Origin of the sequence: Sphingomicrobium lutaoense, from assembly GCF_014195685.1 — a bacterium.
GTDB classification, from domain to species: Bacteria; Pseudomonadota; Alphaproteobacteria; order Sphingomonadales; family Sphingomonadaceae; genus Sphingomicrobium; species Sphingomicrobium lutaoense.
Genome location: NZ_JACICF010000001.1, coordinates 1017606 through 1033572, shown reverse-complemented (window position 1 = coordinate 1033572; position 15967 = coordinate 1017606). Strand labels below are relative to the sequence as shown.

General features: G+C 64.8%; 20 protein-coding genes, 1 tRNA gene and 1 pseudogene. 11 read left to right on the top strand and 11 right to left on the bottom strand.

Going from position 1 to position 15967, the window contains the following annotated elements; genetic code table 11:
• Position 1 precedes the first annotated feature (1 nt).
• Genes gcvH through FHS50_RS04945 form a run of 7 tightly spaced genes read left to right on the top strand, consistent with a single transcriptional unit; the run spans position 2 to position 5590 of the window.
• Entirely contained in the window at positions 2-373 is a 372-nt protein-coding gene (gene gcvH, locus FHS50_RS04975) for a glycine cleavage system protein GcvH (protein WP_183933250.1), read from the top strand.
• Between the two features lie 2 nt (positions 374-375).
• Entirely contained in the window at positions 376-1119 is a 744-nt protein-coding gene (locus FHS50_RS04970; RefSeq protein ID WP_246332953.1) for a class I SAM-dependent methyltransferase, read from the top strand.
• On the top strand, positions 1119-2474 hold the full coding sequence (gene gcvPA, locus FHS50_RS04965; protein WP_183933249.1) for an aminomethyl-transferring glycine dehydrogenase subunit GcvPA: 1356 nt from the start codon (positions 1119-1121) through the stop codon (positions 2472-2474). Before FHS50_RS04970 ends, gcvPA begins: the two co-directional genes overlap by 1 nt.
• Positions 2474-4060: an aminomethyl-transferring glycine dehydrogenase subunit GcvPB gene (gene gcvPB, locus FHS50_RS04960; protein WP_183933248.1), complete on the top strand. Its 1587-nt coding sequence runs from the start codon at positions 2474-2476 to the stop codon at positions 4058-4060. The genes gcvPA and gcvPB overlap by 1 nt, the downstream gene beginning before the upstream one ends.
• The gene (locus FHS50_RS04955; protein ID WP_183933247.1) at positions 4060-4488 is read left to right on the top strand and encodes an ABA4-like family protein; all 429 of its coding nucleotides are present in this window, start codon (positions 4060-4062) and stop codon (positions 4486-4488) included. Before gcvPB ends, FHS50_RS04955 begins: the two co-directional genes overlap by 1 nt.
• Positions 4481-5122: a DUF938 domain-containing protein gene (locus FHS50_RS04950; RefSeq protein WP_322597110.1), complete on the top strand. Its 642-nt coding sequence runs from the start codon at positions 4481-4483 to the stop codon at positions 5120-5122. The genes FHS50_RS04955 and FHS50_RS04950 overlap by 8 nt, the downstream gene beginning before the upstream one ends.
• A gap of 54 nt (positions 5123-5176) precedes the next feature.
• Positions 5177-5590, top strand: a complete 414-nt coding sequence (locus FHS50_RS04945; protein ID WP_183933246.1) for a PilZ domain-containing protein — start codon at positions 5177-5179, stop codon at positions 5588-5590.
• A gap of 57 nt (positions 5591-5647) precedes the next feature.
• Here the strand turns inward: FHS50_RS04945 and FHS50_RS04940 are convergent, their stop codons facing one another.
• Entirely contained in the window at positions 5648-6298 is a 651-nt protein-coding gene (locus FHS50_RS04940; RefSeq protein WP_183933245.1) for a PilZ domain-containing protein, read from the bottom strand.
• A 186-nt stretch (positions 6299-6484) separates the two neighbouring features.
• Here FHS50_RS04940 and FHS50_RS04935 point away from each other — a divergent pair, with 186 nt between their 5' ends.
• Positions 6485-7474 (top strand): aspartyl protease family protein, encoded by a 990-nt coding sequence (locus FHS50_RS04935; protein ID WP_183933244.1) that lies wholly within the window; start codon positions 6485-6487, stop codon positions 7472-7474.
• A 25-nt stretch (positions 7475-7499) separates the two neighbouring features.
• Here FHS50_RS04935 and FHS50_RS04930 read toward each other — a convergent pair.
• Positions 7500-7575 (bottom strand) — tRNA-Lys (locus FHS50_RS04930).
• Between the two features lie 41 nt (positions 7576-7616).
• Positions 7617-8135 (bottom strand): 2-amino-4-hydroxy-6-hydroxymethyldihydropteridine diphosphokinase, encoded by a 519-nt coding sequence (gene folK, locus FHS50_RS04925; RefSeq protein WP_183933243.1) that lies wholly within the window; start codon positions 8133-8135, stop codon positions 7617-7619.
• 22 nt (positions 8136-8157) lie between these two features.
• Here folK and FHS50_RS10690 point away from each other — a divergent pair.
• A pseudogene (locus FHS50_RS10690) lies at positions 8158-8814 on the top strand (uracil-DNA glycosylase); the annotation flags it as partial.
• Positions 8797-9327, top strand: a complete 531-nt coding sequence (locus FHS50_RS10685; RefSeq protein WP_407696061.1) for a GNAT family N-acetyltransferase — start codon at positions 8797-8799, stop codon at positions 9325-9327. The pseudogene FHS50_RS10690 and the gene FHS50_RS10685, both read left to right, overlap by 18 nt.
• Here FHS50_RS10685 and FHS50_RS04915 read toward each other — a convergent pair whose 3' ends face one another.
• The 4 genes from FHS50_RS04915 to rpsD all read right to left on the bottom strand — a co-directional run bounded on the left by FHS50_RS04915 (position 9328) and on the right by rpsD (position 12545).
• Complete coding sequence (locus FHS50_RS04915) at positions 9328-9936, bottom strand: hypothetical protein (RefSeq protein WP_183933241.1); 609 nt, start codon at positions 9934-9936, stop codon at positions 9328-9330. It abuts the gene before it with no gap.
• A gap of 3 nt (positions 9937-9939) precedes the next feature.
• Positions 9940-10791: an N-carbamoylputrescine amidase gene (gene aguB / locus FHS50_RS04910; protein WP_183933240.1), complete on the bottom strand. Its 852-nt coding sequence runs from the start codon at positions 10789-10791 to the stop codon at positions 9940-9942.
• Entirely contained in the window at positions 10788-11765 is a 978-nt protein-coding gene (locus FHS50_RS04905; RefSeq protein WP_183933239.1) for an agmatine deiminase family protein, read from the bottom strand. The genes aguB and FHS50_RS04905 overlap by 4 nt, the downstream gene beginning before the upstream one ends.
• 165 nt (positions 11766-11930) lie before the next feature.
• Positions 11931-12545, bottom strand: a complete 615-nt coding sequence (gene rpsD / locus FHS50_RS04900; protein ID WP_183933238.1) for a 30S ribosomal protein S4 — start codon at positions 12543-12545, stop codon at positions 11931-11933.
• A 177-nt stretch (positions 12546-12722) separates the two neighbouring features.
• Between rpsD and FHS50_RS04895 the strand changes: the two genes are divergently transcribed.
• The gene (locus tag FHS50_RS04895) at positions 12723-13031 is read left to right on the top strand and encodes a chorismate mutase (RefSeq protein ID WP_183933237.1); all 309 of its coding nucleotides are present in this window, start codon (positions 12723-12725) and stop codon (positions 13029-13031) included.
• A 9-nt stretch (positions 13032-13040) separates the two neighbouring features.
• Here FHS50_RS04895 and FHS50_RS04890 read toward each other — a convergent pair whose 3' ends face one another.
• From FHS50_RS04890 to rpiB, 4 genes are read right to left on the bottom strand one after another with little or no spacing between them, the layout of a single operon-like run.
• Positions 13041-13760, bottom strand: coding sequence for an RNA methyltransferase (locus tag FHS50_RS04890; RefSeq protein ID WP_183933236.1), 720 nt, complete (start codon positions 13758-13760; stop codon positions 13041-13043).
• The gene (gene nrdR / locus FHS50_RS04885; protein ID WP_183933235.1) at positions 13753-14205 is read right to left on the bottom strand and encodes a transcriptional regulator NrdR; all 453 of its coding nucleotides are present in this window, start codon (positions 14203-14205) and stop codon (positions 13753-13755) included. Before nrdR ends, FHS50_RS04890 begins: the two co-directional genes overlap by 8 nt.
• Before the next feature lie 3 nt (positions 14206-14208).
• Positions 14209-15489: a serine hydroxymethyltransferase gene (glyA, locus tag FHS50_RS04880; protein WP_265569281.1), complete on the bottom strand. Its 1281-nt coding sequence runs from the start codon at positions 15487-15489 to the stop codon at positions 14209-14211.
• 29 nt (positions 15490-15518) lie between these two features.
• Positions 15519-15944: a ribose 5-phosphate isomerase B gene (gene rpiB / locus FHS50_RS04875; RefSeq protein WP_183933233.1), complete on the bottom strand. Its 426-nt coding sequence runs from the start codon at positions 15942-15944 to the stop codon at positions 15519-15521.
• Positions 15945-15967: the final 23 nt, after the last annotated feature.

The window sequence follows — 15967 nt, the reverse complement described above, 5'->3', positions numbered from 1 at the left end:
AATGAGCCTTTACTTCACCAAGGAACATGAATGGCTTCGCGTCGATGGCGATGTCGCCGTCGTGGGCATCTCGAAGCACGCCGCCGAAGCGCTCGGTGACATCGTCTTTGCCGAAACCCCCGAAGCAGGCCGCGACCTTTCGAAAGGCGATGACGCCGCGGTGGTCGAATCGGTGAAGGCTGCTTCGGACGTCTATGCCCCGGCATCGGGCGAGGTTCTCGAAGGCAATGAAGCGCTCGCCGACAATCCGGGCCTCGTCAACGAGGATCCCGAAGGCGAGGGCTGGTTCTTCAAGATGAAGCTCGCCAACCAGGGCGAACTCGATGGCATGATGGACGAAGCCGCCTATCGCGCCTGGTGCGAAACGCTCTGACCATGACGCCGCCCTCCCAGCCCCATTGGAAAGCGGCGGATTATGCCCGCGACGGTGCGTTCGTGCCCCGTCTGGGTGCGGCGGTGCTCGAGCTTCTCGACCCGCAGTCCGGCGAGGAGATCCTCGACGTGGGCTGCGGCGACGGAGCGCTCACCGCGCAGATCGCCGCTGCGGGCGCGAAGGTTCTCGGCATCGATCCCAGCGCCGAGATGGTCGCCGCCGCCCGCACGCGCGGGCTGGATGTCGAACAGGTGGGCGCTGCCGAGATGGACTATGAAAACCGCTTCAACGCGGCTTTCTCCAACGCCGCGCTCCACTGGATCAAGGACCGCGACGGGGCCGCCGACGCCATCTACCGCGCGCTGCGCCCCGGCGCGCGATTCGTCGGCGAAATGGGCGGTATGGGCAATCTTGCTCACCTCCTCGGCGCGATCGAAAGCGAAGCCGAGGCGCGCGGCTATGCGATCGGCGAGGGCGCATCCAACTGGTATCCTTCCCCCGCGGGGCTGGCGGCGGTCTATTCGCGCGCCGGGTTCGTCGAGATCGACGCCCATCTGTTCGACCGACCGACGCCGCTCGACCATGGCGTCGAAGGCTGGATCCGCACCTTCCGTTCGGGATGGCTCGACGAGATCGGCATGCCTGAGGCCGAACGTCCCGATTTCACCGCTTCGGTTGCCGACCGCTTCGGCAGCGACGAGGCCGACTATGTCCGCCTGCGTTTTACCATGAGGAAAGCTGATTGATGCGCTACCTGCCGCTGTCCGATGCGGACCGCCGAGACATGCTCGACGTCATCGGTGCGAAGAGCATCGATGACCTGTTCGTCGATGTCCCCGCCGAGGCCCGTCTCGACGGCCCGATCCGCGACCTGCCGATGCACGCCACCGAAATGGCGGTCGAACGCGAAATGCGCCGGATGGCGGACAAGAATCTGGCTGCGGGCGACACGCCTTTCTTCCTCGGGGCAGGGGCCTATCGCCACCATGTCCCCGCCAGCGTCGACCATCTGATCCAGCGCGGCGAATTTCTGACCGCCTACACGCCCTACCAGCCCGAAATCGCGCAGGGCACGCTGCAGATGCTGTTCGAATTCCAGACCCAGGTGGCAAGGCTCTACGGCTGCGAAATCGCCAATGCCTCGATGTATGACGGCTCGACCGCCTGCTGGGAGGCGATCGTGATGGCGCGACGCATCACCCGGCGCGGCAAGGCATTGCTCTCCTCGGGCCTGCATCCCCATTATGTCTCGGTCGCCGAAACGATGGCGCGCTTCACCCGCGACCAGCTCGTTACCTCGGCTCCGCGCCTCGAAGCCGGCACCGATACGAAGGCGCTCATCGACGCGATCGACGGCGATACCAGCTGCGTCGTTGTCCAATATCCCGACATCCTCGGGCGGATCGACGATTTCACCGCGCTCGCCGAGGCCTGCCAGGCCAACAAGTCGCTGCTCATCGTCGTCAACACCGAGCCCGTCGCTCTGGGCCTCATCAAGTCGCCGGGCGAAATGGGCGCCGACATCGTGGTGGGCGAGGGGCAGTCGCTCGGCGTCGGCCTCCAGTTCGGCGGTCCCTATGTCGGCCTCTTCGCCTGCAAGGAAAAATATGTCCGGCAGATGCCCGGCAGGCTCGCCGGCCAGACGGTGGACGCAGAGGGCAAGCGCGGCTTCGTGCTCACCCTTTCGACCCGCGAACAGCATATCCGCCGCGAAAAGGCGACCAGCAATATCTGCACTAATTCAGGGCTTTGCGCGCTGGCCTTCTCGATCCATCTCAGCTTGCTCGGAGGCAAGGGTCTCGGCGATCTCGCTGCGCGCAACCATGCCCGGGCAGTGACGGTGGCCGACCGGCTCTCGGCCTTGCCGGGCGTCAGCCTCGTCAACGAAAGCTTCTTCAACGAATTCACGCTCGAACTGCCGGTCGAGGCCCGCCCCGCGGTCCGCGCAATGGCCGACAAGGGCGTGCTCGGCGGCATTTCGCTGGGCCGTCTCTATCCCGACCATGACGAATTGCACAAAGGCCTCGTCGTCGCAGTCACCGAAACGGTCACCGACGAGGATATCGACGCCCTCGAAGGCGCGCTTGGGGAGGTCATCTGATGGCGAACAATCCTTCCGGCTGGGCGCCCAAAAGCCCCGAAGTGGCAGAAGGCCATGACGTGGAAACCGTGACCGGCAACCGCGCCCTCATGCTCGAGGAGCCGCTGCTCTTCGAAATCGGCGCCACCGACCAGTGCGGCGTCGACATCGATCCGGCGGGCAATGCGCCCACCCGTCTGGGGGGGCTCGAACGCGGCAGCGTCGATCTTCCGGGCCTTTCGGAGCCCCAGGCAGTGCGCCACTACACCCGCCTCTCCCGCCAGAATTACGGCATCGACCTCGGCGTCTTCCCGCTGGGTTCGTGCACGATGAAGCACAACCCGCGGCTCAACGAGAAAGTGGCGCGGCTCCCGGGCTTTGCCGATGTCCACCCGCTCCAGCCGGTCGATACGGTGCAGGGCGCGCTCGAATGTATCGAGAAGCTGGGAGACTGGCTGATCAAGCTCACCGGCATGCACAGCGTCGCGATGAGCCCCAAGGCAGGCGCACATGGCGAACTGTGCGGCCTTCTGTGCATCCGCGCCGCGCTCGAGGCGAGGGGAGATGCCCGCAAAGTCGTGCTCGTCCCCGAAAGCGCGCATGGCACCAATCCCGCTACTGCGGCCTTCTGCGGCTATCGCGTGGAAAATATCCCCGCCAATGACGCGGGCCGCGTCGATCTCGATGCCTTGAAGGCGCGGCTCGGCCCCGATGTCGCGGCGGTGATGATCACCAATCCCAACACCTGCGGCCTGTTCGAACCCGACATGAAGGCGATTTCGGACGCGGTGCATACGGCGGGCGCGCTCGTCTATTGCGACGGCGCGAACTTCAACGCCATCGTCGGCCGCGTGCGGCCCGGCGACCTCGGCATCGACGCAATGCACATCAACCTGCACAAGACCTTCTCCACCCCGCATGGTGGTGGCGGCCCGGGCGCGGGCCCGGTGGTGCTGTCGGAAGCGGTCGCGCCTTATGCCCCGCTGCCTTACGTGCGCAAGTCGGGCGACGGCTATGAGCTGGTCGAAGAGGAAAATGCCGGCGACAGCGACAGCTTCGGACGGATGGTCGCCTTCCACGGCCAGATGGGCATGTTCACCCGCGCGCTCGCTTATATGCTCAGCCATGGCGCCGACGGCTTGAAGCAGGTCGCCGAGGACGCGGTGCTCAACGCCAATTATGTCCTTCGCCGCATGGAGGATCTGCTCGATGCGCCCTACGCCCATTCGGGGCCGTGCATGCACGAAGCGATCTTCTCCGACCGCGGCTTTGCCGAGGGACTTTCAACCCTCGATCTCGCCAAGGGCCTCATCGACGAGGGCTTCCATCCGATGACCATGTATTTCCCGCTGGTCGTCCATGGCGCGATGCTGGTCGAACCCACCGAAACCGAGTCGCGCGATGGCCTCGACCAGTTCATCACGGCCTTCCGCCATGTCGCGAAGCGCGCGCGCGAAGGCGACGAAACGCTCAAGCAGGCGCCGCTCTATGCACCGAGGCGGCGCCTCGACGAAACCCTCGCGGCGCGTCAGCCCGTGCTCGCCTACAAGACCCCGGCACCCGACGGCAGCTCGACCGGCCTCGGCGCCAAATACGGAGGCGGCTGATGGATTGGGGCCTGCTGTTCGGCGCGGTCAACATCATCGCGCTCATCGGCTGGGGGCTGCTTTTCGTCGCCCGGCGCGGGCCCTTGCTCCATTCGACGATCCTCTATCTCGGGGTCACGCTGCTGTCGGCCATCTATGCCGCCGCTTTCGCCGGCCTCCTTTTGACCGATGGGCTGGGAGAAGGCGGCTTCGGCTCGATCGCTGATATCCGCGCTTTGTTCGCCAGCGACGCGGGCATCGTCATCGGCTGGACCCACTATCTCGCCTTCGACCTGTTCGTCGGCCTGTGGATCGCCCGCGAAGCCGACCAGCGCGGTTTCTCGCGCCTCGCGCAGGTGCCTGTCCTCGCCTTGACGCTGATGGCGGGCCCGGCCGGGCTTCTCCTCTGGATGCTCCTTCGTGGTAGAAAGAAGATTCGCCGTGGCTGATCCCATCCCTCCCTATGAAATGAGCGACCTTGGCGATGCCGACAAGCGCGAGGCTCCCGCGGCGGCGCGCAATGTCGGCTTCATCGGCGACGTGCTGGAGGACTGGCTCCCCGAAAAAGGCCTCGTCCTCGAACTGTCGAGCGGGACGGGCGAACATGCCCTCGCTTTCTCGCGCCGCTTTCCCGCTCTCGATTGGCAGCCGAGCGATGTCGATCCCGCCGCGCTGCGATCGATCGCGGCATGGCGTGCCGAGGGTCCGGAAAATCTCCTGCCGCCGATCGAGATCGACGCATCGAAGCGCGACTGGGGCATCGATCATGCCGACGCGATTCTCTCGGTGAACATGGCGCACATCAGCCCCTGGTCAGCGACCGAAGGGCTGGTAGGTGGTGCCGCCCGCCTGCTGCCCAAGGGCGCGCCGCTCATTTTCTACGGCCCCTGGCTTGCCGCCGATGTGGAGACCGCGCCCAGCAATCTCGCCTTCGACCAAAGCCTCAAGGCCCGCGATCCCCGCTGGGGCCTGCGGACGGTCGAAAGCCTGGCCGAACTGGCCGAAAAACACGGCCTTTCCTTTGCCGAAAGGCGGCTGATGCCATCGAACAATATGATGCTGCTTTTCCGCGCCGGAGAGTGAGGCGAGGGGCCACCTTTAAGCAAGAATTTACCCCTTTCCCTTAATCGTCAGGGCATGGACGAGAGTAATCCGAACCAGAATCGGCGCCAGCAGCGCAGCCAGGTCCTGATGACCGCACAGCTTGAGCTGTCGGGAACGACCCGCGACGTGAAGCTGCGCAATCTCTCCGCCGAAGGCGCGTTAGTCGAAGGCGAGGGGCTCCCCGTGGAGGGCAGCGAACTCATCTTCCGCAAGGGCGCGATCAAGGCGCCGGGCCGCATCGCCTGGGTCAACAACAACCGGGCAGGCATCGCCTTCGCGACCAGCCTGCATCCCGACGAACTGCTCCGCCACGTCCCGCGCCCCAAGCCGCGCATCGAACCGCGCTTCCAGCGCCCGCCGATCCGCAATGGCGACCTGACGCCCGCCGAACGGCGCGCTGCCGAAAACTGGGTGTGGAGCGACCCGATCGAACCGCTCAAGCGCTAGGGCAGGGCGGCGTCGTCGACGCCGTGCATTCCGACGACATTGAAGTAGGTAGAAGGCTTAGCCAGCCTTGCGAAGCGTCTCGCGCTGTTCGCCGAGCCAGCTCACCAGCCCGCTCAGCGGCATGAGGCTGTTGAAGGTCACGCCGACAAAATCGTCCTCGGCCCATTTCACCACGCCCGCCACTGGCGTCATGCCGGGAAGCGTGACGACGATATCCTCGTTGATCGCCGGGCGCGGTGCCACATCGAGCTTGATCCCGCCCTGGCTGACATCCACCCCGATCGCTTCGTGCCGCTTGCCGCCGATATGCACGACGACCGGGCAGTTGATCTCGACGCGCGGCATGCGCGGGCGCGGGCCTTCCATCGAGTGGGAGAGGATGTCAATGACATCGATGCTCTTATCGAAAGCCACGCCGACATTATCGCCCTCGACCCAGCTCACCGTCCCATCGACATGCTGACCGCACTTGAGTTCGACGGTCAGCTCGGCACCGACTTCCAGCGAGCGATAGGCGCGCATCTTCATGCCGCCCGCGCTGATATTCTTGATAAGGCACAATTCCCTCTGTCCATCGACTAGGATCGATCCCACGCGAAACAGGGTCATGTGTCGCACGCCCTTGCGGCGGTCGGCGCCTGCGTCGGCAGGGACATCGGAGGTCAGGGAATAGACTGTCGTTTCGACGTCCTGGCGGTCCAATTCCATAGTGCGGCCTCAACAAATCGACAGGTGCGGGGGGGTCTCGCGCCTTCCTTTGCTTCGGACCTTACATGGAGGGCGTTACCAGTTCCTTTACGTTGCAGAGAGGAACCGATCCGATCTGGACCAGTGGCGGAATGAAATTTGCCTTTTGTCTCCAAATGCTTAGGCTGAAGGGGAAGGAGAGGCGCGATGCACATGCTGGCTCCGGCCCTGATGGCAACGCTCATGCTGGCGCTTCCTTCCTACTCGCCCACCACTCCACCGCCGAGCCGCGCCGGCCCGCTGGATCTGGCGGAAGAGCAGGTTCCGGTCCTGTTCGAGCGCGACCGGCAGGAGCGCATGACCGTCCCCGTCACCATGGGTGAACGGGAGCTTCGCTTCATGGTCGATACCGGTGCCGAGCATAGCGCCATCTCCGCCGAGCTGGCGAGCGAGATGGGGCTCGAGCGAGGCCAGCCGCACCGCGTCATCAGCTTTGCGGGCGAACGCATCGTCCCCTCGGTGACGGTGGACGATCTCACCTTTTCCGACCGCCAATTGTCGAGCGTCGCCCTGCTGGCCTTCCGCAAGGCCGCGCTGGGCAGCGACGGCATTATCGGGATCGACCGGCTCGACGGCCAGATGGTCCGCTTCGATTTCGAGGCAGGGCAGATGCAGCTGATGCCCAGCCCCAAGCGCAAGGCCCGCGACCGCAAGGCGATGGGCGTCATTCTCAAGGAGCGCGACGGCCGGATGATCATCTCCGAAGCCGAATATGGCCGCCGCAAACTCGGGGTGGTGATCGACACCGGCAGCAGCATCACCATCGGCAACCAGGCGCTTCGCGAACGCATTTCGGAGCGCGAATTCGCCGAATTCCTCCATCTCAACATGCTCACCGTCACGGGCGATCTCGTGCCGATCCGCTACGGCCAGATCGAAAATGTGCGCATCGGCAAGATGCAGTTCGATACTTTCCCGGTGGCCTTCGCCCTCAACGAACCCTTCGACCGGCTGGGCATGAGCAAGCGTCCCGCGATCATCCTCGGGATGGACGTGCTGCGCTCCTTCGGTTCGCTTACCATTGACTTCGGTCGGCGGACCGCGCTCTTTACCGCGCGCAAGGGCGATCCCTTGCAGCCCCGCGACTATTGGTCGATCGGCGTCGTGCGCCAGGGCAGCCCCAAGGGACGCCTCTGATCCGCGATTGATGGGAAAAATTGGCTGGTGAGCCGTGCTGGGCTCGAACCAGCGACCTACTGATTAAAAGTCAGTTGCTCTACCAACTGAGCTAACGGCCCTCACCAGCCGTGGGCGTCGTTAGCGGGGCTTGCCGCCCTCATCAAGCACTGTCTGGCTTTTTTTCCGGCATCGCGCGGCGCAGCCGATATTCCATCTGCGCCAGCGTCAGTGGCCCCGCCACTTTCCACCTGGGAGCGATCGTCGCCAGCGGCACCAGCGCGAAGGGACGCGACGCGAGCCCCGGATGGGGAATGGTCAATCCCCGCGCCGCATAGCGCCCCCCGCTCCATGCAAGAATGTCGAGATCGAGTACCCGCTCGCCCCAGCGCCGCCCGGCACGCCGCCCGAACCTGCGCTCGATCGCTTTCAACGCGCGCAGCATCGCATCAGGTTCGAGCGTGCTTTCGATGATCGCCGCGGCATTGGCGAAGTCGCGCCCCGCGCCGCCCATCGCCGGGTTGGTGAGGATAGGGGAGGCATCGAATAGCGAGAATTCGCCGTCGAGCGCGGCGATCGCACCTTCGACCACCGCGGTGGGACGGCCATAAGCGATGTGCCGCCGATTGGATCCGATGCCGATCGCATAGAGATGCGCGGCCTTGCGTGTTGCCCTCGTCATGGCGCCCGCTTAAGCCCATCGCATGCATGATGTAAGCCCTGCCGACCTCTCGCCGCTGCCGGGAAGCGAACCGCCGCGCGATTGCCCCCTGTGTCCGCGCCTCGTGGATTACCGCATGGCGTGCCGGGCCGAGCATCCGGGCTGGTACAACGCCCCCGTGCCCGCCTTCGGCGATCCGAAGGCCCAGCTCGCGATCGTCGGCCTCGCTCCGGGTAAGCATGGTGCCAACCGCACGGGCCGCCCCTTCACCGGCGACTATGCGGGCGACCTCCTGTTCGACACGCTCCGCACGCTAGGTCTGTCGAGCGGCGACTATGACTCGCGCATCGACGATGGCGTGCAATTCCACGGAGCCATCATCATCAATGCGGTCAAATGCCTTCCGCCCGAAAACAAGCCAACTGGCCAGGAAATCCAGAACTGCCGCACTTTCTTCGAAGAGCAGCTGGCGTCGCTCAGGAATGTCCGGACGATCCTCGCTCTGGGAAAGATCGCGCATGACGCGGCCTGCCGCGCCCTGGGTCTCACCCTGTCGCGCGCCAAGTTCGGTCATGGCGCGGTGCACCAGGGGCCGAACGGCCTGCGCCTCGTCGATAGCTATCATTGCAGCCGCTATAACCAGAATACCGGCAGGCTCACCGACCAGATGTTCCTCGAAGCCATGCAGAAGGCCGCGGCCCACCCGATGAAGGGCGAACGCGCCGACCGTCTCGTCACCGACCGGCTCGTGCTGCGCCGTGCCCGCCCCGACGATCTCGACGCGCTCCACGCCATCTTCACCGACAAGGAGACGATGGCGCACTGGTCCACTCCGCCACACCGCTCGATCGAGGAAAGCCGCGCCTGGCTCGACAGCATGATCCATGCCGACCCCGTGGCAGGCGATGATTTCATCATCGAAAAGGACGGCGAGGTCGTCGGCAAGATCGGCCCATGGAAGCTGCCCGAATTCGGCATCCTCCTGCGCCGCGACCTATGGGGACAGGGCCTCGGGCAGGAAGCCGGCGAAACCCTCATCGACTATCTGCGCGGGCGCGGCGTCCCGCACCTCGTCGCCGATGTCGACCCCGACAACAAGGGCTCGATCCGCCTCATGGAAAAGCTCGGCTTCACGCGCTCGGGCTACAAGGAAAAGGCGATGCAGCATGGCAACCGCTGGGTTGACAGCCTCTTCCTCCGCCGCGACCTCTGATCAATCGAGGGCGCGCATCGCCTCATAGTCATGATGGCGGAAAAGCAGCGCGAGCATGATGACCCGCGCATCGACCCGTTCGCCCGCTTCGCTCTCGGCGCGATAGACGCCCACCAACCGCTCCTCACCCTTGCGGAACAGGGCGCGAAGCTCCCCAAGCCGCCCACCGGCGGGCCTCGGCGCGGGAGAAATGGTCGCAATCGTCTCGCTTCCATGCTCGAGCCGTAACGCCCGGTCGAGCAGCGCATCGGCAAGCGTGGTGCCATCGCCCGCACTCGAGGGCGAAAGGCTCCAATCCTCCTCGCCCGCGACCGTCATCAAAAATGGCGCTCGCCGACCCGCCCCGAGAACCAGCGGAAGATCGAGTCGCGCCAGCAGTTCGCCATGCGCATCCTCGACTTCGAACGAGCCGCCCTTCAGATCCCGCTCACGCACCAGCCGCCCCACGGGGACACCCCCGGCATCGCGAAGTTCGCAAGAGGCAAGATAAGGCGCGCGCCGCAGCGAAGTGCTCAGGAGCGCCTGCCCATCCCTAACCAGAGTGAAGCAAAAGCGCGGCCACCAGCCCGACCCTGTCTTGCGGACCGTCAGCTGGAAGGGCGCGCACATCGCTCAGATATCCTCGACCAGCCGCTTGTAGAGTTCGGGACGGCGGTCGCGGAAGAAGCCGAACGCCGCGCGATGCTTCTTCGCCGCCTGAAGGTCGAGCTCGGCAACCAGCACGCCCGTTTCCTTCGCACCGAACTCGGCCAGGATGTCGCCCCGCTCGTCGCAGATGAAGCTGTGGCCGTAGAATTTCTGCCCGCATTCGTCGCCGATCCGGTTGGCGGCGACCACCGGAACCACGTTGGAGACCGCATGGCCGATCATCGCGCGCCGCCACAGGCGGCTGGTGTCGAGGTCGGGGTCATGCGGCTCCGAACCGATCGCGGTCGGATAGAAAAGCAGGTCGGCCCCCATCAGCATCATCGCCCGCGCGGTCTCGGGATACCATTGGTCCCAGCAGATGCCGACGCCCAGCGTCGTGCCGTCTGGCCCGCCCCAAACCTTGAACCCCGTGTTGCCCGGGCGGAAATAGAATTTCTCCTCATATCCGGGCCCGTCGGGAATATGGCTCTTGCGATAGACGCCGGCGACCTTGCCGTCCGGCCCGATCATCGCGAGCGAATTATAATGATGTGGCCCGTCCGCCTCGAAAAAGCTGGTGGGAATGAAGATATCCAGCTCGTCGGCCAGCTTCTGCATCGCCTTGACCGAGGGATGCTCGGCGGTGCGTTTGGCCGTGGCGAAATGCTCCTCGTCCTCGACCCGGCAGAAATAAGGCCCCTCGAAAAGTTCGGGCGGCAGCACGACCTTCGCGCCCTTGCCCGCCGCTTCGCGCACCAGTTCGGAAACCGCCGCGATATTCTCGTCGATCTTTCCACCCAGTTCGAGCTGGAGAGCGGATACGGTCAGCTTGGTCATTCGGGCACCTGCTGCGAAATACAGTGAAAACTTCCCCCGCCGGTGAGGATATGGTCGGCACGAAGGCCGACGACCTCATGATCGGGGAAAAGACTCGTGATCGCCGCCACCGCGGCATCGTCATTGGCTGCACCATAGACGGGAACGACCACCGCGGCATTGCCGATCAGGAAGTTCATATAGCTTGCCGGCACGATCTTTCCATCGCGCTCGACCTTGCCGGGCGCGGGGATGGCGGTCACGTCGAGATCGGCCTCGAGGAGCCGTTCGGCGGCATCGGCATAGGCCTGCTCGTTGGGATCTTCCTCGCCATCGGGCTCGGGGATCGCGACCTTTCCGGGCGCCACGAAGCGCGCGAGATTGTCGACATGGCCGTCGGTATGGTCGTTCCTGAGACCCTTGCCCAGCCACACGATCCGTGTCGCACCGAGGTCGCGCTTCAACCGCTCCTCGATCTCCTCGCGCGTGAGGTCCGGATTGCGATTGGGATTGAGGAGGCACTCCTCGGTGGTGATGAAAGTGCCGCTGCCGTCGCCATCGACCGCCCCGCCTTCGAGCACCCAGTCCGCCTTGGCAAAGCGAAGCCCGCTGCCCTTGGCCAGCCGGTCGGCAATATCGTCATCGCCTTCCAGCTCATATTTGCCGCCCCAGCCATTGAAGCGGAATGCCTGCGCGAGGCTGTCATCGCCCGAACCGACGATCACCGGCCCCGTATCGCGTAGCCAGATGTCGCCGAACGGCTCGACCGTCACGGTAGCGAAGGGGCAGAGGCGCTTGGCCTCTTCGGCCGCTTCCTCATTGGCGGCGACCAGGCGGATTTCCTCGCCCTTGCCATCGGCATGGAGCGCGCGGGCCAGCGCCGCGACTTCGGCCTGCGCTTCCGGAAGATCGTCTTCCCACAGGTCGGCATGGCTCGGAAATCCGATCCACATCCAGCGGTGAGGGGCCCATTCGGGCAAGGGGGGCTTATTCATGGCGCGCCGATACCAATTGCGACCCTCGACGCCAAGCGGACATCGCCGTCCTGCGCCGCTGGCCAGATCCACCACGGGACGCTCGGCCATCCACGCCTTGCGCTTTCACCAACGAAAAAGGGCGGCCCCGTCGGGGACCGCCCTTTTTCATTTTCTCGCTGCCGATTAGCGCGAGTAGAATTCGACGACCAGGTTCGGTTCCATGCGGACCGGATAAGGAACTTCGTCCAGCGTCGGGACGCGGGTGAAGGTCACCTTGTCAGTGCCGTCGGGAACGACATAGTCGGGAATGTCACGCTCGGCGAGGCTCTGCGCTTCCATGACCAGCGCCATTTCCTTGGCCTTGTCGCCCAGCGAAATGACGTCGTTCACGTCGCAGCGACGCGAGGCGATGTTGCACTTCACGCCGTTGACGCGGATGTGGCCATGGCTGACCAGCTGGCGCGCCGCCCAGATGGTGGGGGCGAACTTGGCGCGATAGACGATCATGTCGAGACGGCGCTCGAGCAGGCCGATGAGGTTCTGACCCGCGTCGCCCTTCATGCGGCTCGCTTCGACGAAGGTGCGCTTGAACTGCTTTTCGGTCACGTCGCCATAATAGCCCTTGAGCTTCTGCTTGGCGCGCAGCTGGATGCCGAAGTCCGACATCTTGCCCTTGCGGCGCTGGCCATGCTGGCCCGGACCATATTCGCGGCGGTTGACGGGGCTCTTGGGACGTCCGAAGACGTTTTCGCCCATGCGGCGATCGAGCTTATACTTGGCGCTGGTGCGCTTCGACATTTTCCATACTCCAATTTGCTTCTTCAGATATGTCCGGACCGCACCACCGGGCCAGGGGCCAGGCGCGATCACCGCTTCACCGGACATGCGGGATCAATTGCGAGCGCGCGACTAGCCGAGGCGGGGGCGCGGGTCAAGCGTTGCGGGGCGGCGCGCGCTTTGGCATGGGATCAGGCCATGAGCCATATCACCGACCCCGCCGATTGCCAGACCATGACCGAGGTGCGCGAAGGCGTCGATGATATCGACCGCCGGATCGTCGCGCTTCTCCATCGCCGCTTCGGCTATATGGACGCGGCCGCGCGCATCAAGACCGAACGCACCGCGGTGCGCGACGAATGGCGAAAGGCCGATGTGAAAGCGAAGGTCCGCGAAGAAGGCGAGCGGCTCGGTCTCGACGTCGATCTTCTCGACCGTCTCTACGAGGATCTGATCGAGACCTCGATCGCCCACGAACTGGCTCGCTGGGACGGCATCCGCGCCTGACGGCGAGGCTCAATCCTCGCGGGGCGCGCTTTCGATGGTGCGAAGCATCCCGCGCAATGCATTGATTTCACGGCTCGACCAGCCGGGCTTGGTCATCAGCGTTCGGATCGTCCGCCGGGTCGCCTGCGCGCGCTCGGGCGGGAAGAAATAGCCCTTTCGATCAAGCGATTCCTCGAACTGGCCAATGAGGCCCTCGAGTTCGCCCATCGGGGCAGGGGGTTCTTCCTCGCGCACGGTGGGCTGGGCAAGATCGGCTCCGCGCGACCATTCATAGGCCAGGAGGATCACCGCCTGGGCAAGGTTGAGGCTTCCGAACTCGGGATTGATCGGCACCGTGACGATCCGCGTCGACAATGCCACGTCCTCCGTCGAAAGACCCGACCGCTCGCGCCCAAACAGGATCGCCGACCGTCCCTCGGAGCGGCGGATCTCGTCCGCCATTTCCTCGGGGCCGACCACCGGCACATGGACGTCCCGCCGCCGCACGGTCGATGCATAGACCTGGCTGCAATCGGCCACTGCCTCGGCGGTGGTGTCGAACACCTCGGCCTTTTCGAGAACGATATCGGCCTTGCTCGCCGCCGGACCGGCCTCGGGATTGGGCCATCCGTCGCGCGGATTGACGATCCGCATCTCGGTCAGCCCGAAATTGAGCATCGCGCGCGCCGCCTTGCCGATATTCTGGCCCAGCTGCGGTTCGACGAGAACGATGACGGGCGGTTTAGCCATCCTCGTCAACCGAGCCCGCGATTTCGGCGAAATCGCCCGCTTCTTTGAAGTCGCGATAGACGCTGGCAAAGCGTATATAGGCCACGCTGTCGAGCGTCTTGAGCCCCTCCATCACCGCTTCGCCGATCGCCTCGGCGGTCACGTCGTCGCCCTGCGTCTCCAACTGGCGCTGGATCGAATTGACCAGTCGCTCGATCTCGCCCTCGGAAATGTCGCGCTTGCGGCAGGCATGCTGGATCGCCGCCTGCAATTTGGCCTGCTCGAACGGCTCCCGCTTGCCGTCCTTCTTGACCACCGTGAGATCGCGCAGCTGCACCCGCTCGAAGGTGGTGAAACGCGCGCCGCACGCTTCGCACTGCCGCCGCCGCCGGATCGCCGCGCCATCCTCGGACGGGCGGCTGTCCTTCACCTGGCTGCTGTCATTGGTGCAGAAAGGGCAACGCAAGGATCAGTCCTCGTAGATCGGAAAGCGCGCGCACAGCGCCTCGACCTTGGCCTTGACCGCCGCCTCGACCGAAGCATCGCCCTGGCCGTCGGTCGCGGCCACGCCATGCAGCACGTCCGCCACCATGTCGCCGATCTCGCGGAATTCCTCTTCGCCGAAGCCCCGCGTGGTGCCTGCCGGGCTGCCGACGCGAATACCGCTCGTCTTCATCGGCGGCAGCGGATCGAAGGGCACGCCATTCTTGTTGCAGGTGATGCCCGCGCGCTCGAGCGCTTCGTCGGCATCGCGCCCCGTAATGCCCAGCGGCCTCAGATCGACCAGCGCGACATGGGTGTCGGTGCCCCCCGCCACCAGATCCGCGCCCCGCTCCTGCAGCCGCGCCGCCAGCACCTGCGCATTGCGGATGACCGCCCGGCTATAGGTCTTGAACTCGGGCTGCAGCGCTTCGCCGAACGCCACCGCCTTGGCCGCGATCACATGCATCAGCGGCCCGCCCTGGAGGCCCGGAAAGACCGCCGAGTTGATCTTCTTCGCCAGCGCATCGTCATTGGTGAGGATCATCCCCCCGCGCGGCCCGCGCAGCGTCTTGTGCGTCGTGGTCGTCACCACATGGGCATGGGGCAGGGGAGAAGGATGCTCGCCCGCCGCAACGAGCCCCGCGAAATGCGCCATGTCCACATGGAGGATCGCGCCCACCTCGTCCGCAATGTCGCGGAACCGCTCGAAGTCGATATGGCGCGGATAGGCGCTCCCGCCCGCGATGATCAGCTTGGGCCGATGCTCCTTCGCCAGCCGCTCGACCTCGTCATAATCGATGAGATGCGTGTCCTCGCACACGCCATATTGGACGGCATTGAACCATTTGCCCGACTGAGCAGGCTTGGCACCATGGGTAAGGTGGCCACCGGCATCGAGGCTCATCCCCATGATCGTGTCGCCCGGCTGCAGAAGCGCGAGATTCACCGCACCATTGGCCTGCGCGCCCGAATGGGGCTGCACATTGGCATGCGCGCAATCGAACAGTTGCCTGGCCCGCTCGATGGCCAGGCTCTCGACCGAATCCGAAGGCGCGCAGCCCTGATAATAGCGCCGCCCCGGATAGCCCTCGGCATATTTGTTGGTCAGCACCGATCCCTGCGCTTCGAGAACCGCTTTCGAAACAATATTTTCCGACGCGATCAGCTCGATCTGCGTCTGCTGCCGCTTCAACTCGGCGGCGATGGCGTCGGCGATGTCGGGATCGCCCTGGCGAAGGTCGCCGCTGAAGAAATCACGGCTGCGAATGTCGGGAAAGGCAGTGGCCACGCGGGTTCCTAGCTGAGTTTGTCGACGCGGCGCTGGTGGCGACCGCCTTCGAAGGGAGTGTCGAGAAAGGCGGTGACGATCGCCTTGGCCATGTCGGCGCCGATCAGCCGCTCGCCCATGGCAATGACATTAGCGTCGTTGTGCTGGCGCGCCAGAACCGCCGACAATGGCTCGTCCACCCGCGCGCAGCGGCAGGCGGGGTTGCGGTTGACGGCAATCGAAATGCCGATGCCCGAGCCGCAAATGGCAATGCCACGCTCGGCTTTTCCGGCCGCGACGTGATCGGCAAGCTTGCGGCCATAATCGGGATAATCGACGCTTTCGGCACTGTCGGGGCCGAGGTCATCGACCTCATGGCCTTGTTCGCGCAACCATTCGACAAGTGTGGTCTTCAATGCCAGTCCGGCATGATCGGAAGAAATGGCGATATGCATGGCCCGTTCCTAATGAAGCGAAG

Bases quoted from the DNA above. Each gene is read 5' to 3' on its own strand.
- FHS50_RS04940 (WP_183933245.1), bottom strand. From the start codon at position 6,298: ATGGAATTGGACCGCCAGGACGTCGAAACGACAGTCTATTCCCTGACC.
- gcvPA (WP_183933249.1), top strand. From the start codon at position 1,119: ATGCGCTACCTGCCGCTGTCCGATGCGGACCGCCGAGACATGCTCGAC.
- FHS50_RS04955 (WP_183933247.1), top strand. From the start codon at position 4,060: ATGGATTGGGGCCTGCTGTTCGGCGCGGTCAACATCATCGCGCTCATC.
- folK (WP_183933243.1), bottom strand. From the start codon at position 8,135: ATGACGAGGGCAACACGCAAGGCCGCGCATCTCTATGCGATCGGCATC.
- FHS50_RS10685 (WP_407696061.1), top strand. From the start codon at position 8,797: ATGCAGAAGGCCGCGGCCCACCCGATGAAGGGCGAACGCGCCGACCGT.
- FHS50_RS04915 (WP_183933241.1), bottom strand. From the start codon at position 9,936: ATGTGCGCGCCCTTCCAGCTGACGGTCCGCAAGACAGGGTCGGGCTGG.
- FHS50_RS04905 (WP_183933239.1), bottom strand. From the start codon at position 11,765: ATGAATAAGCCCCCCTTGCCCGAATGGGCCCCTCACCGCTGGATGTGG.
- FHS50_RS04895 (WP_183933237.1), top strand. From the start codon at position 12,723: ATGAGCCATATCACCGACCCCGCCGATTGCCAGACCATGACCGAGGTG.
- FHS50_RS04890 (WP_183933236.1), bottom strand. From the start codon at position 13,760: ATGGCTAAACCGCCCGTCATCGTTCTCGTCGAACCGCAGCTGGGCCAG.
- rpiB (WP_183933233.1), bottom strand. From the start codon at position 15,944: ATGCATATCGCCATTTCTTCCGATCATGCCGGACTGGCATTGAAGACC.
- aguB (WP_183933240.1), bottom strand. From the start codon at position 10,791: ATGACCAAGCTGACCGTATCCGCTCTCCAGCTCGAACTGGGTGGAAAG.
- FHS50_RS04935 (WP_183933244.1), top strand. From the start codon at position 6,485: ATGCACATGCTGGCTCCGGCCCTGATGGCAACGCTCATGCTGGCGCTT.
- FHS50_RS04945 (WP_183933246.1), top strand. From the start codon at position 5,177: ATGGACGAGAGTAATCCGAACCAGAATCGGCGCCAGCAGCGCAGCCAG.
- gcvPB (WP_183933248.1), top strand. From the start codon at position 2,474: ATGGCGAACAATCCTTCCGGCTGGGCGCCCAAAAGCCCCGAAGTGGCA.
- FHS50_RS04970 (WP_246332953.1), top strand. From the start codon at position 376: ATGACGCCGCCCTCCCAGCCCCATTGGAAAGCGGCGGATTATGCCCGC.
- rpsD (WP_183933238.1), bottom strand. From the start codon at position 12,545: ATGTCGAAGCGCACCAGCGCCAAGTATAAGCTCGATCGCCGCATGGGC.
- gcvH (WP_183933250.1), top strand. From the start codon at position 2: ATGAGCCTTTACTTCACCAAGGAACATGAATGGCTTCGCGTCGATGGC.